The organism is Fontibacter flavus (genome assembly GCF_042432905.1).
GTDB lineage: Bacteria > Bacteroidota > Bacteroidia > Cytophagales > Cyclobacteriaceae > Fontibacter > Fontibacter flavus.
In genome coordinates this window covers 147,202-163,613 of sequence record NZ_JBHLWI010000028.1, presented here as the reverse complement: position 1 = coordinate 163,613, position 16,412 = coordinate 147,202, and the positions used below count along the sequence as shown (strand labels likewise).

At 37.8% G+C, this 16,412-nt stretch carries 16 protein-coding genes; 10 read left to right on the top strand and 6 right to left on the bottom strand.

What is annotated here, in order from left to right; translation table 11 throughout:
- Positions 1-152: 152 nt before the first annotated feature.
- From ACFFIP_RS10465 to ACFFIP_RS10440, 6 genes are all read right to left on the bottom strand, one after another.
- The gene (locus ACFFIP_RS10465) at positions 153-929 is read right to left on the bottom strand and encodes a Rossmann-like and DUF2520 domain-containing protein (protein WP_382387574.1); all 777 of its coding nucleotides are present in this window, start codon (positions 927-929) and stop codon (positions 153-155) included.
- A gap of 148 nt (positions 930-1,077) precedes the next feature.
- Complete coding sequence (ccsA, locus tag ACFFIP_RS10460; RefSeq protein ID WP_382387573.1) at positions 1,078-3,609, bottom strand: cytochrome c biogenesis protein CcsA; 2,532 nt, start codon at positions 3,607-3,609, stop codon at positions 1,078-1,080.
- Positions 3,610-3,639: 30 nt separating this feature from the next.
- On the bottom strand, positions 3,640-4,056 hold the full coding sequence (locus ACFFIP_RS10455) for a cytochrome c maturation protein CcmE domain-containing protein (protein WP_382387572.1): 417 nt from the start codon (positions 4,054-4,056) through the stop codon (positions 3,640-3,642).
- Positions 4,057-4,113: 57 nt separating this feature from the next.
- Positions 4,114-4,359 carry a CcmD family protein gene (locus ACFFIP_RS10450; RefSeq protein ID WP_382387571.1) on the bottom strand — a complete coding sequence of 82 codons (246 nt, stop codon included), beginning with the start codon at positions 4,357-4,359 and terminating at the stop codon, positions 4,114-4,116.
- A gap of 48 nt (positions 4,360-4,407) precedes the next feature.
- Positions 4,408-5,088 (bottom strand): cytochrome c biogenesis protein CcsA, encoded by a 681-nt coding sequence (gene ccsA / locus ACFFIP_RS10445; RefSeq protein ID WP_382387570.1) that lies wholly within the window; start codon positions 5,086-5,088, stop codon positions 4,408-4,410.
- 317 nt (positions 5,089-5,405) lie between these two features.
- Positions 5,406-6,071, bottom strand: a complete 666-nt coding sequence (locus ACFFIP_RS10440) for a heme exporter protein CcmB (protein ID WP_382387568.1) — start codon at positions 6,069-6,071, stop codon at positions 5,406-5,408.
- A gap of 387 nt (positions 6,072-6,458) precedes the next feature.
- On the opposite strand from ACFFIP_RS10440, the gene ACFFIP_RS10435 reads away from it, so the two are divergent.
- The 10 genes from ACFFIP_RS10435 to ACFFIP_RS10390 all read left to right on the top strand — a co-directional run bounded on the left by ACFFIP_RS10435 (position 6,459) and on the right by ACFFIP_RS10390 (position 16,380).
- Positions 6,459-6,818 carry a DUF2200 domain-containing protein gene (locus tag ACFFIP_RS10435; RefSeq protein WP_382387567.1) on the top strand — a complete coding sequence of 120 codons (360 nt, stop codon included), beginning with the start codon at positions 6,459-6,461 and terminating at the stop codon, positions 6,816-6,818.
- 282 nt (positions 6,819-7,100) lie between these two features.
- Positions 7,101-8,984, top strand: coding sequence for a molecular chaperone HtpG (gene htpG / locus ACFFIP_RS10430; RefSeq protein ID WP_382387566.1), 1,884 nt, complete (start codon positions 7,101-7,103; stop codon positions 8,982-8,984).
- Between the two features lie 335 nt (positions 8,985-9,319).
- Positions 9,320-9,661: a BF3164 family lipoprotein gene (locus tag ACFFIP_RS10425; protein WP_382387564.1), complete on the top strand. Its 342-nt coding sequence runs from the start codon at positions 9,320-9,322 to the stop codon at positions 9,659-9,661.
- Positions 9,662-10,256: 595 nt separating this feature from the next.
- Positions 10,257-11,405, top strand: coding sequence for a DUF4934 domain-containing protein (locus tag ACFFIP_RS10420; RefSeq protein ID WP_382387563.1), 1,149 nt, complete (start codon positions 10,257-10,259; stop codon positions 11,403-11,405).
- Positions 11,406-11,942: 537 nt separating this feature from the next.
- Positions 11,943-12,200, top strand: coding sequence for a hypothetical protein (locus ACFFIP_RS10415; protein ID WP_382387562.1), 258 nt, complete (start codon positions 11,943-11,945; stop codon positions 12,198-12,200).
- A gap of 53 nt (positions 12,201-12,253) precedes the next feature.
- Positions 12,254-13,417 (top strand): DUF4934 domain-containing protein, encoded by a 1,164-nt coding sequence (locus ACFFIP_RS10410; RefSeq protein WP_382387561.1) that lies wholly within the window; start codon positions 12,254-12,256, stop codon positions 13,415-13,417.
- Positions 13,407-14,165, top strand: coding sequence for a formylglycine-generating enzyme family protein (locus ACFFIP_RS10405; protein ID WP_382387559.1), 759 nt, complete (start codon positions 13,407-13,409; stop codon positions 14,163-14,165). The genes ACFFIP_RS10410 and ACFFIP_RS10405 overlap by 11 nt, the downstream gene beginning before the upstream one ends.
- A gap of 372 nt (positions 14,166-14,537) precedes the next feature.
- Positions 14,538-14,750: a hypothetical protein gene (locus ACFFIP_RS10400; protein ID WP_382387558.1), complete on the top strand. Its 213-nt coding sequence runs from the start codon at positions 14,538-14,540 to the stop codon at positions 14,748-14,750.
- Positions 14,751-14,858: 108 nt separating this feature from the next.
- A complete protein-coding gene (locus ACFFIP_RS10395) occupies positions 14,859-16,040 on the top strand; it encodes a hypothetical protein (RefSeq protein WP_382387557.1) in 1,182 nt (393 codons plus the stop codon).
- Positions 15,982-16,380, top strand: coding sequence for a hypothetical protein (locus tag ACFFIP_RS10390; RefSeq protein WP_382387556.1), 399 nt, complete (start codon positions 15,982-15,984; stop codon positions 16,378-16,380). Before ACFFIP_RS10395 ends, ACFFIP_RS10390 begins: the two co-directional genes overlap by 59 nt.
- Positions 16,381-16,412: the final 32 nt, after the last annotated feature.

Below are 16,412 nucleotides of genomic sequence, written 5' to 3'. Positions count from 1 at the left end.
GTGGTAACCATTCTAACGATTACCACTTTTGAATCCGCAAAAAGATCAACCAAACACTAAAAAGCAAGATACTCTTCTCAAAAAATACTTTTTAACTTGTATAAAGGTACGGTTTTCACACGCCACAAAAAATACCCTGTACAGGGTATTTTTCAATAAGAATCAATGATATCCTGGGAGATAAGTTTATATATTTCAGCAACTTGCTCATTATAATTCAAAAATTGGTAATGTGCTTCCAAGGTATCGAAGTCCGATCGGATGGCAGGCCCAGTCTGGGCACGCTTGGCCCCGATTTCAAGACTTTTGCTGATCGTTTCAATAATCAAAGGTTTCAACATCTCATAATCCAATCCTTGTCTTGCCATGATCTCTTCAGACAACCTCAGCATGTGGTTGGTGAAATTACTGGCAAAGACTGCCGCCACGTGTAGGGCCTTTCTGTCTTTTGATTTGACCACGTAAGTTTGTGGGGATAAACTTTTGGCCAATTTCTTTAATTTCTGCAAAGTAGTCTGATCATCAGATTCCAGCAGAAATGGCACATCCACAAAATCCAGTGTCCTGTCTTTGCTAAAAGTCTGCAAGGGGTAAAAGATTCCGGTATAGCTCGCAGAACTATAACCCAACACATCTAGAGGTACCGATCCTGAGGTATGTACCAAAATACTGCCCTCCGGTAGAATTACTTCATCTGCCAATGTGGAGATGGCCTGGTCATTGACCGCTAGGATAAAAATCTCTGCCTCTGATTCGGAAAAATCCAGATCATCTTTTGGTTCTGCTGTGTAGAGTCTGCCTGTTATGCTGGCTGCCTTCTCCAAATCCCTTCCATATACCTCAGTCAGGGTATGACCAGCTTCCTCCAAAGCCGGTGCCAGATGCCAGGCAACATTTCCTGTTCCCAGTATAGCAATCTTAAACTTCATAATTGAAAGATAAAAGAATTTTGACAGTTTTTAAAAAGTAGGAAAGAAGACACTAGGCAATAAAAGAAAAAGGGGAAATGGAATAGCTGATCAATCCCATTTCCCCCACTTTTTTAATTGCAAAATTCCAGAAGACAACTTATTTGGCTCAGGCCTCTAATCCTTTATCCCTCATTTTAGAGAATTCGTCATATCTTCTGTAAATCGCCACACAGAAACCGATCAGCATGATGATGGTACCAGCCCAAAGAACATTAATCTGTGGCTTGACAATTGCCTTCAATACCACATAATCTTTTTGATAACGGTTAACCTTAAAGGAAAATTTGTTGCTTTCCGGGATGATATTATCCAATTCCACTTTCACACCCAACTCATTATCGATAGCCGGAATTCTACCCACCTGATTACCCCTAATGATAAATATGGGCTCCAGTACTTTTTCGATATCATAATCCAAAATGGTCAGTTTGGCCTTCACTGCCACATCCCCTTCCTGAAGGTCCACCCCATTGATTTGGGAAAGTACTTCACCACCTTCAAATTGGGTGACAAAGTCAGAAATATAGAAAGTCTCCCCTGGTCCAACCTCGTAGAATTCATCTTCTCTCCATTCCGGATCTTCAAAATCATTGATAGCAGAGACGAAGGTATACAAATCTCTATTGATAAACCTTCTGGAATCCGGTGAAGAAATCAGTCCCATGGAAGTATTGAACTGTGACATTGGGTTCAGGGTAAACTGATATTCATCATTTTGGAAGTACTCGATCTGGAAATAATCATTTTCCTCCAAAATCAAGGTCATGGTCTCCCCTTTTTGGTAATAGGTCTTGCCATTGACCACAATATCTTCCAGTGCAGTGGCTTCATTCACATTGTCAGTGGATTTCATAAGATTCACATTCACAAGCCCCGGCACCCCTTTGACCTTCTTCTGTCTTCCCCTGTACACAGCTGTATAATCCTTGATCTGTGTAGGTTTGTTGATCCAAAGCAAGACGTGCTCTTTGTTAAGTTCATCTTCCCAGCTATTGCTGTATGTCAGGCCTGACATATTGTAAGAGATCACTTCAGAGTAACCAGAAGAAAACATCACGCCGATCAAGATCATCCCCAAACCAATGTGTGCCAAGGAACCACCGGCCAGCTTAAAGGTGGATTTTTTCAATAACCTGATCAGGATAATGGAATTGGCGACTATGGTAAAAGTACTTGCCAATACTACTACGATGTAAGAAATGTCATATACTTTGCCGAGTACGATGATGATTGCTGACAGAATCACCGCAATCACATAAGGCATCACCAAAGCTTCTCTCAAAGCTTTGCCATCCATTTTGTTCCACCAGAAAAACTGACCTACCGCTGTTAAAAGGGCTATTGCTACGGCAAACCACAATTGGAATTTGGTATAGAAGCCTACTTGGTCAGCAGGCGGCGCCATATTGGAAATTCCTCCGAAACTTTCTATCAAGGCATTCCAAACCGGAATAGAGGTAGGCAGGATCACCTGAAAAGCCATCAAAGCCAAAGTAGTCGCACCAATAAATATCCAGAATTCCCTGGAATAAACAGAAGCTTCTTTATCTGAAGTCGGGATATGCTTCCAATGTCTTGCGGTCAAATAAATCGCCACAAAAAGGAAGAAAAGCATATAAATCAGCAATTGTCCGGAAAGACCTAAGTCGGTAAAGGAGTGTACAGAGGAATCACCTAAAACCCCACTTCTTACCAGGAAGGTAGCATAAAGCACCAAAATAAATGAGGCAATGATCAAGACCATGGAAGACTTCAAAGCAGTACTGCTCTTCTTGAAGGTAATCATGGTATGGATTCCTGCTACTAAAATCAACCAAGGAACATACACGGCATTTTCTACCGGATCCCAGTTCCAATACCCCCCGAAATTCAGGGTAACATAAGCCCAATAGGCGCCCATGATAATCCCCATACCCAAGACCATAGCGGAAAACTGTGCCCAAGGCAAAGCAGGTCTAACCCATTCAGTATATTTTCTTGTCGCCAATCCACCCATCAGGAAGGCAAATGGCACTAGAGTAGTGGCATAGCCCAAGAACAAGGTAGGCGGATGGATGACCATCCAGATATTTTGAAGCAAAGGATTCAATCCTGTTCCATCTTCAGGTACAAAATCCGGATTGAGCTGGAAAATCGGCGCTGTCACCGCATCTCTTAGCAGGATAAAAGGAGAACTGCCTAGTTTAAGGTCACCGATCACCACTCCCAGAATCATCGAAACGAGGAATGCCTGCACCAACGCAAAAACAATCATCACAGGTCCTTCCCAGAATTTATTGGTATGGATCAGCACCAATCCCAACACCACGTTCCATACAATCCAAAGGATAAAAGCTCCCTCCTGTCCTTCCCAGAAACTGGAAACCATGTAATGGACCGGAAGCGCTTTGGATGAGTGGGAATAGGCATAGAAATATTCAAACCTGTGGCTATAAATGATTTCAAACAGAGAAATCGCTATCGTCACACTCGCCACTGAATGAACATAAAAGGACAATCTACTGAAAAGCCTCCAATTGGCTTTATCCAATTCAGAGGCTATAGTATATTGGTAATAGGCATAGGCTGTCACCAGCGAACTCACAAAAGCCAGGATGACTGCAAAATGACCTAGATCACCTACGAAGGTATTAATCATATTTTTATTGAATCAAAGAGAAAGTCAAGATTACATGCCAGCAGTACTGACTTCATTTTCCTGATATTTGGAAGGGCATTTCATCAGGATTTTATCGGCAACAAAGAGTTCTTCGTTTTTGTAGGACCCGATCACTACCACTTGCTCTGCCCTTGCAAAATCCGGTGGCACTGGTTCATTGTAAAATACTTTCTGCTCAGTTCCGTCATTATCCACCATCATAAAATAGAAGGAGGTTTTGTCAGGATTGACCTCAATTCCTTCTACAGTTCCTGAAACATTCTTTTTAAGTTCTCCGACAACATGGATAGGCTTATCCTCTCCTTTTGTCATCATTGTTTTGGCTGTAGCAAAACTCTCATAGGTACTCGCATCTCCAATCATTGATACAATGATCAAAATCGCGACGGCAATGATTCCCAATCCTATAATATGTCCCTTTTTCATATGCTTAATCTTATATAACCACTTCCAACGGAAAAGGTCAGTTGAAGTTAATGATTCTTATTGGTCTTGAAGCAATTTTTCAAGTTTGGCGACTTTCCTGTCCGTACTGATTACATAAACCAATATTCCTGCGAAAACGATCCCGATGATCCCTACCAAAACATATATTTTTCCTTCGGAACGCATCACATCTGCCATTTCCACCCGGGAATTTTGGTAGTCTTCTGCTGTAATTTCAATTTTTTCCTGAGCTATCGCCTGTAAGCTGAACATCAGGAACATGATGATTAACCACTTTTTCATTTGCTTGTATATCATTGATCATAGGAGATTGAAGTGCTTTTGGGCATTTCAAGAAACCGCATTGATCAGTTTATCTTCAATTTTTCTTTCTGCTCTTCTAAGCCTTACACGTACAGAACTCAGCCAGGTTCCCAATAATGTCCAAGCAATAATCGCCGGATAGAAAACCATCCTCAATTTGCTGTCAAGGTCATAGGCATTGAAACCCGGATTCCCACCATTTCCAGGATGAAGGCTATCGGTTAATCTGGGTAAGACGAATATTAATGGAATAAAGGCTGCAAAGGCAAAAATATTGTACACCGCTCCAATTCTGGCTCTTTGGTGTACATCAGTCAGAGAATTTCGGAGGATCAGATAGGCAAAGTACATCAATAAGCCAATAGCAGAAGCATTCTGCTTAGGATCTCCTGACCAATAATCACCCCAGGTAAACTTCGCCCAAAGCATCCCTGTAACAATTCCCAACACGCCAAAAAGTATGGCCGCATTGGTGAATTCAATGGCCATATCGTCGTGCTTAAGATCGTTAGTTCTCAGAAACTTGATACTGTAAACCACCGCCACCACCAACATGATGATCATACCAAACCACATGGTCACATGGAAATGCAAGGCCCGTATCGTTTCATTCAATATAGGAAGCCTGGGTGCATCAAGAAGAAGTCCAGCTGTCAGGGTATAGGCTAGCAAGGCTACAGCTAAGATTTTCCACCAATTATTTCTCATGACAGGATTTTGCTAATTCAAGCGCAAAAATAAGGCATAAGTTCCTGATTCCTGTGCTTTTTATCAGATATGTTGCGGATGGCTCATAAAATGATTTTATACCAATAATGAAACCACGAAATCAAAGAAAGAAAAATAATGCAGAGACAAAAAAAGAAATATTAGAAGAACTGATAATGAGGCACAAAATTGTCTTCAAATCAATTACCGGTCAGAATACTAGCAAAGGCAATGACTTTGAAGTTTGCCCTTTGGAACTTGTATTTTGGTTCTTGGTAATTGGTAATTAAAAATTGGTAATTGATAATTGACAACCCTCAACTTCTCCACAGATATGGAAACAAAATATACGCCGTCACCGCCACGATGGCATTGATGGCCAGTAAAGTAAGCAACTTATCTACACTTACGGACCAATCCAGACCGTCGATGGCATTTTTGGAAACCCGGATCGCCATCAATAGGATCGGAATAATCACCGGAAAACTCAATATCGCCATCAAAGTCGCATTGTTACTGGCTTTGGAAGCAATACCTGATACCATCGTCAGACAGGCGGAAAAACCTACTGCTCCCAAAACCAGATTCAGCAAAAACATGCCCTGATCTGCCACAGGATTACCCAAAATGATGGAAAAAACGAGGTACCCCAAAAGCGCTAAAACCAATGTGAGCAAGGTATTGTAAATGATTTTGGAAATGATAATGGCCTCCGGGGAAGCGATCATATAATAATAGAGTTGTCTGCCCTGATGCTCCTGCACAAAGCTCTTGGCAACCGCATTGACAGCAGAAAAAAGAATGATGATCCAGTAAAGGGCATTCCAGGTAGGCACGGCAATATTGCCCTGCTTGGCCCCTACACTCAGATACGTGATAAAAACCGCTGACACCACATAGAGCAAAATCCCGTTTAGGGCATACTTCTGCCTCCACTCCAAGGTGAGTTCTTTGATGATTAAAGTCCGGATCTGTTGAAGCATGTGGATCGATTGAAGCTCAAAGTTAAGGTTTGAAAAATTGAAATTTATAGAAATATGGTAGAAATAAGATTGAAATAGGATTTGAGCTTGTTAGTTCACGCAGCGAGCGCTACGAATTGCGCAACGAGCGCAGCGAATTCTTTGCGTATGTCTTTGAGTCCTTTGCGTTCTTAGCGTGAAATAAGGAACCTAGAACTTCTTTTCTCCTGGAACCTTTTCCCTGACTAGAACATATTTCAACCACATTTCACGAAGTATATTTCCACTTTATTTCACCACAGGTATATTTCTATCATATTTCACGAACCTGCCTGCTTTTTGCAGGGTATATTTCGATCTTATTTCTAAGAATCTTAAATTTAAACTTCACCAAAAGAAGTAAAGTCTATGATCCCTACCCCAGAACACAATGAAAGAATGGCCAAAATGACATTTGGATCGGTGTATCCACACTATGTCACCAAGGTTGAAAGAAAAGGAAGGACCAAAGCCGAACTCCATCAGGTTATCACTTGGCTGACCGGCTTTGATGATCAAAAAATCCAGTCACTCATTGATGAAAAAGTTACTTTTGAGACTTTTTTTGCTCAGGCAAGGCTCCATCCCAATGCTGAATTGATCACCGGAACCATCTGTGGCTACAAAATCCAAGAGATCGATAATCCGCTCACCAAGCAAGTGAGGTACCTGGACAAGTTGGTGGATGAATTGGCCAAAGGGAAGAAGATGGAAAAGATTCTAAGGTGATAAGGATGGATATTGAGATAACAATCTAATAGGCTGGAAATAATGTTGAAATAAAGTAGAAATATGATAGAGATAGGGTAGAAATATATTTCTACAGTAAATATCCACAAATATCCCTTGATGGCTATTTCAAATATTTCGCCGAAGGCAAATTTCTACCTTATTTCACCCAAGGTATATTTCTTTTAAACTGCCAAAATGACATTTTTTACCCTTTGGAACGGGCATTGATATGGCTGTATTGTCAAAAATGTTTATCAGTAACTTAAATTCAATATAGCTATGCAGGAAAAAGGTACCATCTCGATACATACCGAGAATATCTTCCCTATCATCAAGAAGTTTTTATACTCTGACCATGAGATTTTTCTCCGTGAATTGGTCTCCAACGCAGTGGATGCTACCCAAAAAATCAAAAGATTGGCCCAATTGGGTCAGTATAACGGTGATTTGGGTGACATTAATGTCGAAGTGTCTTTTGACAAAGACAAAAAGACCATCACCATCTCCGATAAAGGTCTGGGTATGACATCTGAAGAAGTCAAAAAATACATCAATCAGATTGCCTTCTCCGGTGCTACAGAATTCATGGAGAAGTTCAAAGACTCCAAAGATGCCAACGAAATCATCGGTAAATTCGGTCTAGGCTTCTACTCTGCCTTTATGGTCGCCCATAAAGTAGAAATCAACACCCTTTCGTATCAGGAAGGCGCTGCAGCAGCCAGATGGACCTGCGATGGCAGCACCGAATTTGAAATCAGTGCCGGCGACAGAAAAGAGCGCGGCACAGACATCATCTTGTACATCAATGAAGATTCAGAAGAATTCCTGGACAAATGGAAACTTCAGGGTATCCTTGACAAATACTGCAAATTCCTTCCTGTTCCGATCAAGTTTGGCACCAAAACGGAAAGTGTGGAAGATGGTGTGGACGACAAAGGAGAGAAGAAGTGGAAGTCTGTAGAAGTGGACAACATCATCAACACCACCTCCCCTATCTGGACCAAATCCCCTAATGACCTGAGTGACGAAGACTATCTTACCTTCTACAAGGAACTGTATCCAATGAGTGAAGATCCACTTTTCTGGATCCACCTCAATGTCGACTATCCTTTCAACCTGACCGGGGTATTGTATTTCCCTAAGGTGAAAAATGATTTTGAATTCCAGAAAAACAAAATCAAACTCTTCAGCCGTCAGGTATTCATCACCGATGAAGTGAAAGATATTGTCCCTGAGTTCTTGATGCTCTTGCATGGAGTGATTGATTCACCTGACATTCCTCTGAACGTGTCAAGAAGCTTCCTGCAGGCAGACAGCAATGTGAAGAAGATCAATAATTACATCACCAAAAAGGTGGCAGACAAGCTGGCCGAACTCTTCAAAAAAGACAGAAAAGCCTATGAACAGAAGTGGAACGATATCGGTCTATTTGTGAAATATGGCATGATCAGCGAGGAAAAGTTTGCCGAAAAAGGCAAGGACTTCACCTTGCTTAAGAACACCAAAGGCGAACTTTTCACCTTGACAGAGTACAAGGAGAAAGTAAAGGCCATCCAAACCGACAAAAACGAACAAGTGGTCTACCTCTATGCCACTGATGCCGAAAAGCAGGATGCCTTTATCCAATCTGCCAACAAGAAAGATTATAATGTCCTGGTGATGGATTCTCCTATCGACAGTCACTTTATCCAGCACCTGGAGATGAAAGAGGAGAAGACTTCCCTGAAGCGTGTGGATGCTGATGTAGTAGACAAACTGATCCAAAAAGACGACACCTATGCCAACTTATTGACAGAAGAGCAGTCAAAACTGGTCAAAGAAGTCTTTGAAAAAGCCATCAACAACAAAAACTACACTGTAGAAGTGGAAGGTTTAAGTCCTGAGGAAATGCCGGTAACGGTGACCATGGAGGAATTCATGCGCAGGATGAAAGAAATGGCACAAATGGGAGGCGGTATGAGTTTCTATGGCGCCATGCCGGACCAGTATAAGGTAGCCATCAACGGCAATCATCCTTTGATCGACAAAATCTTAAAGGCAGATGCCGAAGAAGATCAGGCCAAATTGGCCAAGCAAGCCTTTGATCTGGCACTATTGTCACAGGGCTTACTGACAGGCAAGGACCTGACTGCTTTTGTCAAGAGAAGTGTTGAATTGATTTAAATCAATTCAAAATAACCCTCTAATGGGCCAAAACCCTTGAAGGGTTGAATTACCCTATCCCCGGCCATGGTCGGGGATTTTTTGTTGTTCACCTACAAAAACTGGAAAGTCACACCCTATAAATACGCAATTTTAATAGATTGAATATCAATATGTTAAAATTTTATTAACTAAAAAGTTAAAAACTAAAATTCTATTTTTGGTCATCCTTGGACTTTCCACATTCCCATTTTTGACATCAGCTCAAACTCAAACTCCGTGCGTGGATTGCTCCAGACCAAATGATGAAATAGAATGTGTAAGAATTCTAGTTCCGGGAGGTGTAGATATATATTATGCCGAACCTAAGCCTTGTGATTCTTAAAACTGTATTCATTTTTAGAAAGCTGGAATATTTTCTGGCTTTCTTATTAAAATTTCGAAAAAATGAGAATAATCATGGGTTTCTGAGTATTTCAGTAAATGAAAAATATATTTACGCTCTTCATTCAGGTGAAAAATATTCACAAAGTATTGATGGATCGAATAAGATTTATGTGTTTGATTGGGATGGCAATCCTATAAAAGAGTTAAATCTGGACAGGACTGTTTCAATTATTTCTGTTTCACCGGACAATAGTAAGGTTATTGCGTATTTTGACGATGGGAAAGCTAATCTTATCTCATATAAACTATGACATTATATTTGAGGGGTGTTAAATTCATTTACTGAGGTAGTCATTTAATTTCAATCAAAATCAGTACTTCACCCACACGAAGAAACAGTTTCTTGATCTTTTTCAGAAAATCACCTTAAGATTATAAGTACTTGGTATTCAATTTATTAAAAAATTTTATGGATTTCAAAAGTAAAATTATTCTCCCTGATATTCAGCGGGTTAACAGCAAATTAGAAACATTTTATAGAGTAAAACTTGACAACTAAGTCGTTTTTTTTACTTACACAAGAATTAGTTTTTACCGGTAAACTTTTAATTCTAATATAGAAAATAATCTTTAAACTAAATTTGAGAATTATGACACTTAGATTCTTGTTATTATTCATTTGTTTATCAATTGGAACCTTTGGAGTTTCAATAGGACAAGAATCACTAGAACCATCAGATGAATATCACAAACAACAAGAACCTTTTCAATGTGAATCAGGAAGATGGATTTGGGATTGTGTTGATTATGACCATAGGGGCTGTTCTCAACCTGTAAAATGCTGATTTTAGAAGTTGAAGAGTTGGATTTAAAATTAAATCCAACTCTTCATTAATCTGTACATTAATGAAAACAATTTCCTTATTAAGCTTACTTCTGGTTTTTTCTTGTATAGACAAAAAAGAACAAATATTTGACAATGAAAAGATTTCAGTAGACCTTGATATCACTGGAAATATAAATTTAAGTGAACTTGCTACAGACATCGAATACATATGGTTCAAAACAGGGGAACAACAAATTTTAGCCAGACCTAACAAAATGTTTTTCACGGACAATTTAATATTTATTGAGGAAAACTTCAGTGAAAAAGTGTTCGTGTTCGACCTTTCAGGAAACTTTTTAAATACCATAGGTGAGGAAGGCGAAGGGCCATTTCAGAATATGACGCTAGATGATTTTTCAGTTCACAATGATACTGTTTGGATAAAAGATTCAAAACTTAAAAAATTAATAGGATTTGATTTTGAAGGAAAACCTTTGCAAGAAAAAAACCTCACACTGACTCGTGGACCTTTCATACGTGGTGACAACTTTTCGTTGTTTTCCACTAATAACAACTCTGATATTGGATACAGAATTATTCGATTAGATGATTCTGGACAGATCCAAGGTTTCTTTGATATTGCACCTTGGCTGGAACACAAACTCTTTAAAGGAATCAACAGATTTATATTTGATAAAAGATTAAATACCTTTTATTTTTTATTGCCCTATAGCAATGAATTGGTTCTATTTGATGGAAATGGGAATTTTAAAAACCTAATCAAGTTAGACTTTGGAAAATATAACTTCAAACCTGATGACTGGGCAAGATTTGATAATATTCAAGATCAAATAAATTATGCAATAGAAAATAACCTGGTTTTCAGTATTAACAACTATTTTATCACCAAAGATAGAATCTGGATTTATGTCCAACCTGAAAACAAAGAAGGAAATTATCTGATATTTGACCATCAACTTAATCTTGTGGATCAATTCAATTCGATTAATAATGATCTTGACGGCTTTAATTTTAATTCGATTCCATGGTCAGCATCAGAAGATGCTATTTACTACAGATTCAGAAGTCAACAATTAATGGAACAGTTTGAAAACCTAAATGAGGCAGCCAAATATCAAGAATCAAAAATATCAGGATTCGTGAGGAAGAATCCAGAAGTGTTTGACGATCCAGATAATTTAATTTTGATTAAAATTAGTCTGAAATAAACCCAGGAAAATATTCTCGAAACAGCGAACTCTTGAGTGCATGCGGCATACTCAAGGGTTCACTGATTTTACAGACATTGGCATTCCGGAAAAGTTTTTCAAAAAGACTTACATCGGACAGTGATAAAATTCTATTATCTTTCTTTTGTTCCCTTTTGCAACTTTTAAGACCACAAAATCAACAAGACAACAAGGTGAATCATTTTCACATACTGTTTGACGCTTCCGATACACCTTTTGACAATATCCGGCGATTCAACCATCATATTAATCCGTTCATAGATGTTTTCAGTACTTTGACTTATAATCACAACCACCTGATATTCAATTTATTAAAGAATTTTATGGTTTTAATAAGTAAATTAATTCTCGCTGAAAATCAATATGTTAATAACTAAATAAAAAGGTTCCATAGTTTAAAACTTGACAGCTAAGTCTCTTTTTTTTTTACTTAGCAGAGAATTAGTTTTTACCGGTAATATTTAATTCAACTCACCAAAGGTTGGTGGGTATTGTTTTAACAAAACCTATTTTTATATGAAAAAATTAACCGCAATTTTAACTATTGCATTATGTATGATTGCCTCAATACCCTATTCAGGAATGGCACAGGAAAAGTTAGAAGATCCTGATGGTGGAAATGGACCAAAACAAGTATTTTGTGTTAAGTCTCCCAAGCTTAAATTTGGGTATAGTTCCAGTGGACCTTCGGTAAGTGTTGAGGTAGGCTTTGGAGAAAAAACTGCATGCAAAGCAGCTTTCGAAGCAGCATGCAACAAAACCAAATGTAACTAAATGATCGGATGCATCGCTTTAATTAGCGGTGCATCTTTTTTTGAATAAATGAAATGAAGAAGTATATAATATTATCTTGGATCCTTGTCCTACAGCTATCCTGTAGCTCTCAAAACGATCAAAATGAGGGCGAAATCATTGAAGTCAGGAATTTTGGCAAGTTCATAGAAACAGATCAATTTGACATTTTGCCTTTTTTTGATAAATCAACTTATATCCTTTTAGATGTGCCGGAGGAACTGGAACTTTATCAAGCAGATAAAATTTTAGCAGGAGATGGGTTGTATTTTATAATGGATGCTGAACTTGGGAATGGCATTTTTATTTTTGAGGAGACAGGAAATTTTGTCGCTGAAATACCCATTGGGGGAAATGGGCCCGGTGAAATACCAGACCTTGAAGACCTAACTTATAATTTTGATACCAAGACCTTGTTGGTTCTCGGGGCCTATGGCAGAAAATTATTTGAGTTTAGCACTATCGGTGAATTTATAAGGGATATTTCCCTTCCTGAAAACAGGTTTTTCAATTATATCGCCTATGCAGGTAATGACCTCATCTATCTCCATACCCTGCCCTCTCCCTCCTATGCACAAATGAAGGATGAGCGTATGGTCACGGCCCTCCAATTGTCTTCTATGGAAATTATTGCCGAGCACCTACCTGTCCCAGTGGGATTGAAATACAACATTACAGGAGAAAAACCACTTACTTTCCAAACAGGCAAGGTGGTTTTTGCCCGTGCTTTTGGTAATAGGATCCATATATTCCAAAAAAAAGGAAATTTGGAGAAAGAGATTCTTCTACAGGCTTTGGCTCCAACCAATAACCTCTATGAAAAAGAAACATTGAATCAGTTTATGGATCTATTGGCAGATAAAAATGAATTGGCTTTTGCAGATAATTACCTGGAGACTGAAAACCTCGATTTCTTGCTATTGGTCAAATCAGGATCACTAACAAGATGGGGCGTTTGGGATAAAAAAAACGGAAAGTTTAACCTCGCCAATACCTTATTTGACAGCAATATCAATATGCCATTATTGCCTCATCTGGAAATTGATGACAGGAAGGTCATGAAATTATTCAATGATGAGTTTTTTGAAATTTATCTGAATGAGGTCGGGCATGAAGATTATCTAAGAAAAATAGAAGAAATGGTTCCAGGTTTCAGGGATAAAACACGAAAATTTATCTTATGCATCTATGAAAACTAATCTTTTTATCCTTTTCCAATTCGCTTTGCTCTTCCCTTTAGCCATGAGTAGTCAGCAGAGCGTTGATATTCCCAAAGGCATGGTATTGATACCTGGAAATGACAAAATCAAATCATTTTACATGGACAAATATGAAGTCACCATTGCCGAGTTTCATGAATTTGTCAAAGCAACAGGTTACGTTACCGTAGCTGAAAAGATAGGTGGGACAATGAGGACTGTACCTGGCAATCAGTGGGCACTGACAGAACATGAAACTTGGAGAACACATGCATACTATGCCAAAAAAAATATTGGACTGGATATGGCCTTGGAGGAATCACTTCAAAACACGCCTGTACTGGCTATGGCACCGGAGGATGTCCTTGCTTATGCCAAATGGGCAGGCAAACGTATTCCTACTTACAATGAATGGGTACATGCCGCTACTGCAGGCAAATCTGATTATCCTTTTCAGTATCCTGGGAGTAATAAAATAAGAGATGTGGCTTGGTATGAGGCAAATACGGATAATTATTTCCCGGAAACGGTAGGCACAAAAAAACCGAATGAATTGGGAATTTATGACCTTGCCGGCAATGCCAGTGAATTGGTGTATTCCAGTTTGAAACCCGGCGAGTTCAGAATAGTGGGCGGTTCTTTCGTCGATTCAAAAAGTTCATGCGAAATCGGAAAGGTAGCCAATATACCAGTTGCGATAGATAGGCCACTCTGTTGTTTGGGTATCAGGCTGGTAAAAGACTTGTAGATTTGTCTTCTTTTCACTTTTATCACTTTCCCCGACTTTCGGGACAGGTTGTGGTTCATAAAATAATCGAACTGTTTTTTGACAAAAAAGTATCCTTTTTCTACTTTAATAACTGTTCGTTTACTATATTTCAAATAGCATCACTAAATCGTAAACAATTGGCAATCACCACTTGAAACATTATTTAATTTAATTTTATTTTTTTCTCCCTGTAAATCAGCAGGTTAATAATTGAATGGAAATATTTTTTAGTTTAAAACTTGACAACTAAGCCATTTTTTTTTGATTAGTGAAGAATTAGTTTTTACCGGTAAGAATTTTTTTACTGCTTGAAAATCAGGCTGTAATTTGAAAACTTAAATTAAATCAAAGATGAAAAAATTGTTAATTTCTTTATTTCTCCTAACGCTGACCATTTATGGTGGGCATTTATTAGCGAATGACGAATCACTTCCGGGTGATGGTGATCCTACACTATACCGGGCAGTCGAAGAAGATATTGTAAATGAGGCTGGAAAAAAAATTGGCACAAGATGTATTTCATGTGATCCAACGGGTTCGTGTTTTGTTTTAACATGCATATAAGATATTTTATAAAATAAAAGGGTTTACTTAGACATAAGTAAACCCTTACTATGTCCCAACTTCCGAATATCAAAAAATTAACTTACTTATTTCAAGGTTTTGTTTAAAATGAAAGTCAGTCGTTTAACATTTTTTCTTCTAATAATTTTCGTAACAAGCTGCTCAAAAGAAGGAGTAGATTATGAGGAATTTGATTTTTCATTAATCGGCACAATTCGTTTGGAAAACGAAATATTTTCAATTCATAATATAGAATTTAAAAACTTTAATGATTCTTTGATCTACGGCTATGATATTCTAAAAGCAGTTGTTTTTAAATTTGACAGTCAGGGAAATCTACTCAAATCCAATCGGTTTCAAAATGGAGAAAATGAAATAGACCTTAGTTATATAGGTCATTTACTCCCAGTCAATGAAGATTCAATATTCGTATTAGAATCAGGGTTTGGAAACCTTCTATTATTAGATAAAGATTTAGAAATCAGAAACTCTTGGAATATTTTGAAATTAACAGGAGGAAATGTCTCCATAGCTGGCTCTAGAAACCAAATCATTAATTTTCAAATCTTAGATTCTGATCCATACATAACTTTAACAGCCAGTAATAAAAATTACTTCTCCAGCCAAAAAGACTATTTCGAAAACACCTTTCTTGCCGCAAAAATCAACTTAAATTCGGGCGAATATAAGCCACTTTTTAAATACCCCAATGAAAGCCCCTACAGAGAAAATCTATTCTGGGGAAATGAAGTACCATATTTTCTATTGCATAAAAATGAGTTTTTTGTAACTTTTCCTCTAGACCCTAATATTTATATCTTTTCTGAAGAGTCTGAAGATTATAGAGTTATTCCATATTCTGGAAAACTAAATAAAGAGGCAGTAGGAGTGAAATTTGGAATGTATCAAGATGAATTTTTGTCAAACCACTATTTAGAAGTGTTTCATAATAAGAATGATTTTTACTTGGCATCAAAAAACATGTTTCTTACGGAAGATCAGACATTTTTTATAAGGGTAGGAAGGAAAGCTTTAAACTCAGGTAATTTCAATTACAAGGATTTAAATACCTTTAATAATTCCGGTCCAAAGCATGAGTATATCATTCAATTTGTTGATCTAAATCAACAAATTGAATATAAATGGAAGGAATTTATACTGCCTGAAGAATATATTAACTTCATTCATATAGATCAAAACGGTAACCTTTACTTTAATAGAGAAAACCAAGATGAAGAATATTCAATTGACGTGCTTACTTGGAGCTTTAATGATCTTTCAAAGCTGTAAGCATTCTGATTTTCAAACCTATTCATCACAATTAGACATTGATGATCAATCTTATAACCTAATAGTCACTTCCAATCTTGATTGCAATAATTGCATTGATCAAATTATTTATGGAAAGAGAAACCCAAATGAATACTATGGCCTTATATTTTCTCATACGAAAAAGGCTTCACTGTTAGATTTTAGTTATGTAGATGAAACCAAAGATTGGATTTCATGGCAAATCACTTATGATGAAAACTTGTTTTTAGAATTAATTGAGTTTTCAGAAAATAGAAAGACACCTTTATATTTTGAAGTAGAGAACAAGAAATTAAAATCTGTTAAATCATTGAAATAGTAAATTTAATAATCAGACTCTTAACCTCAAAA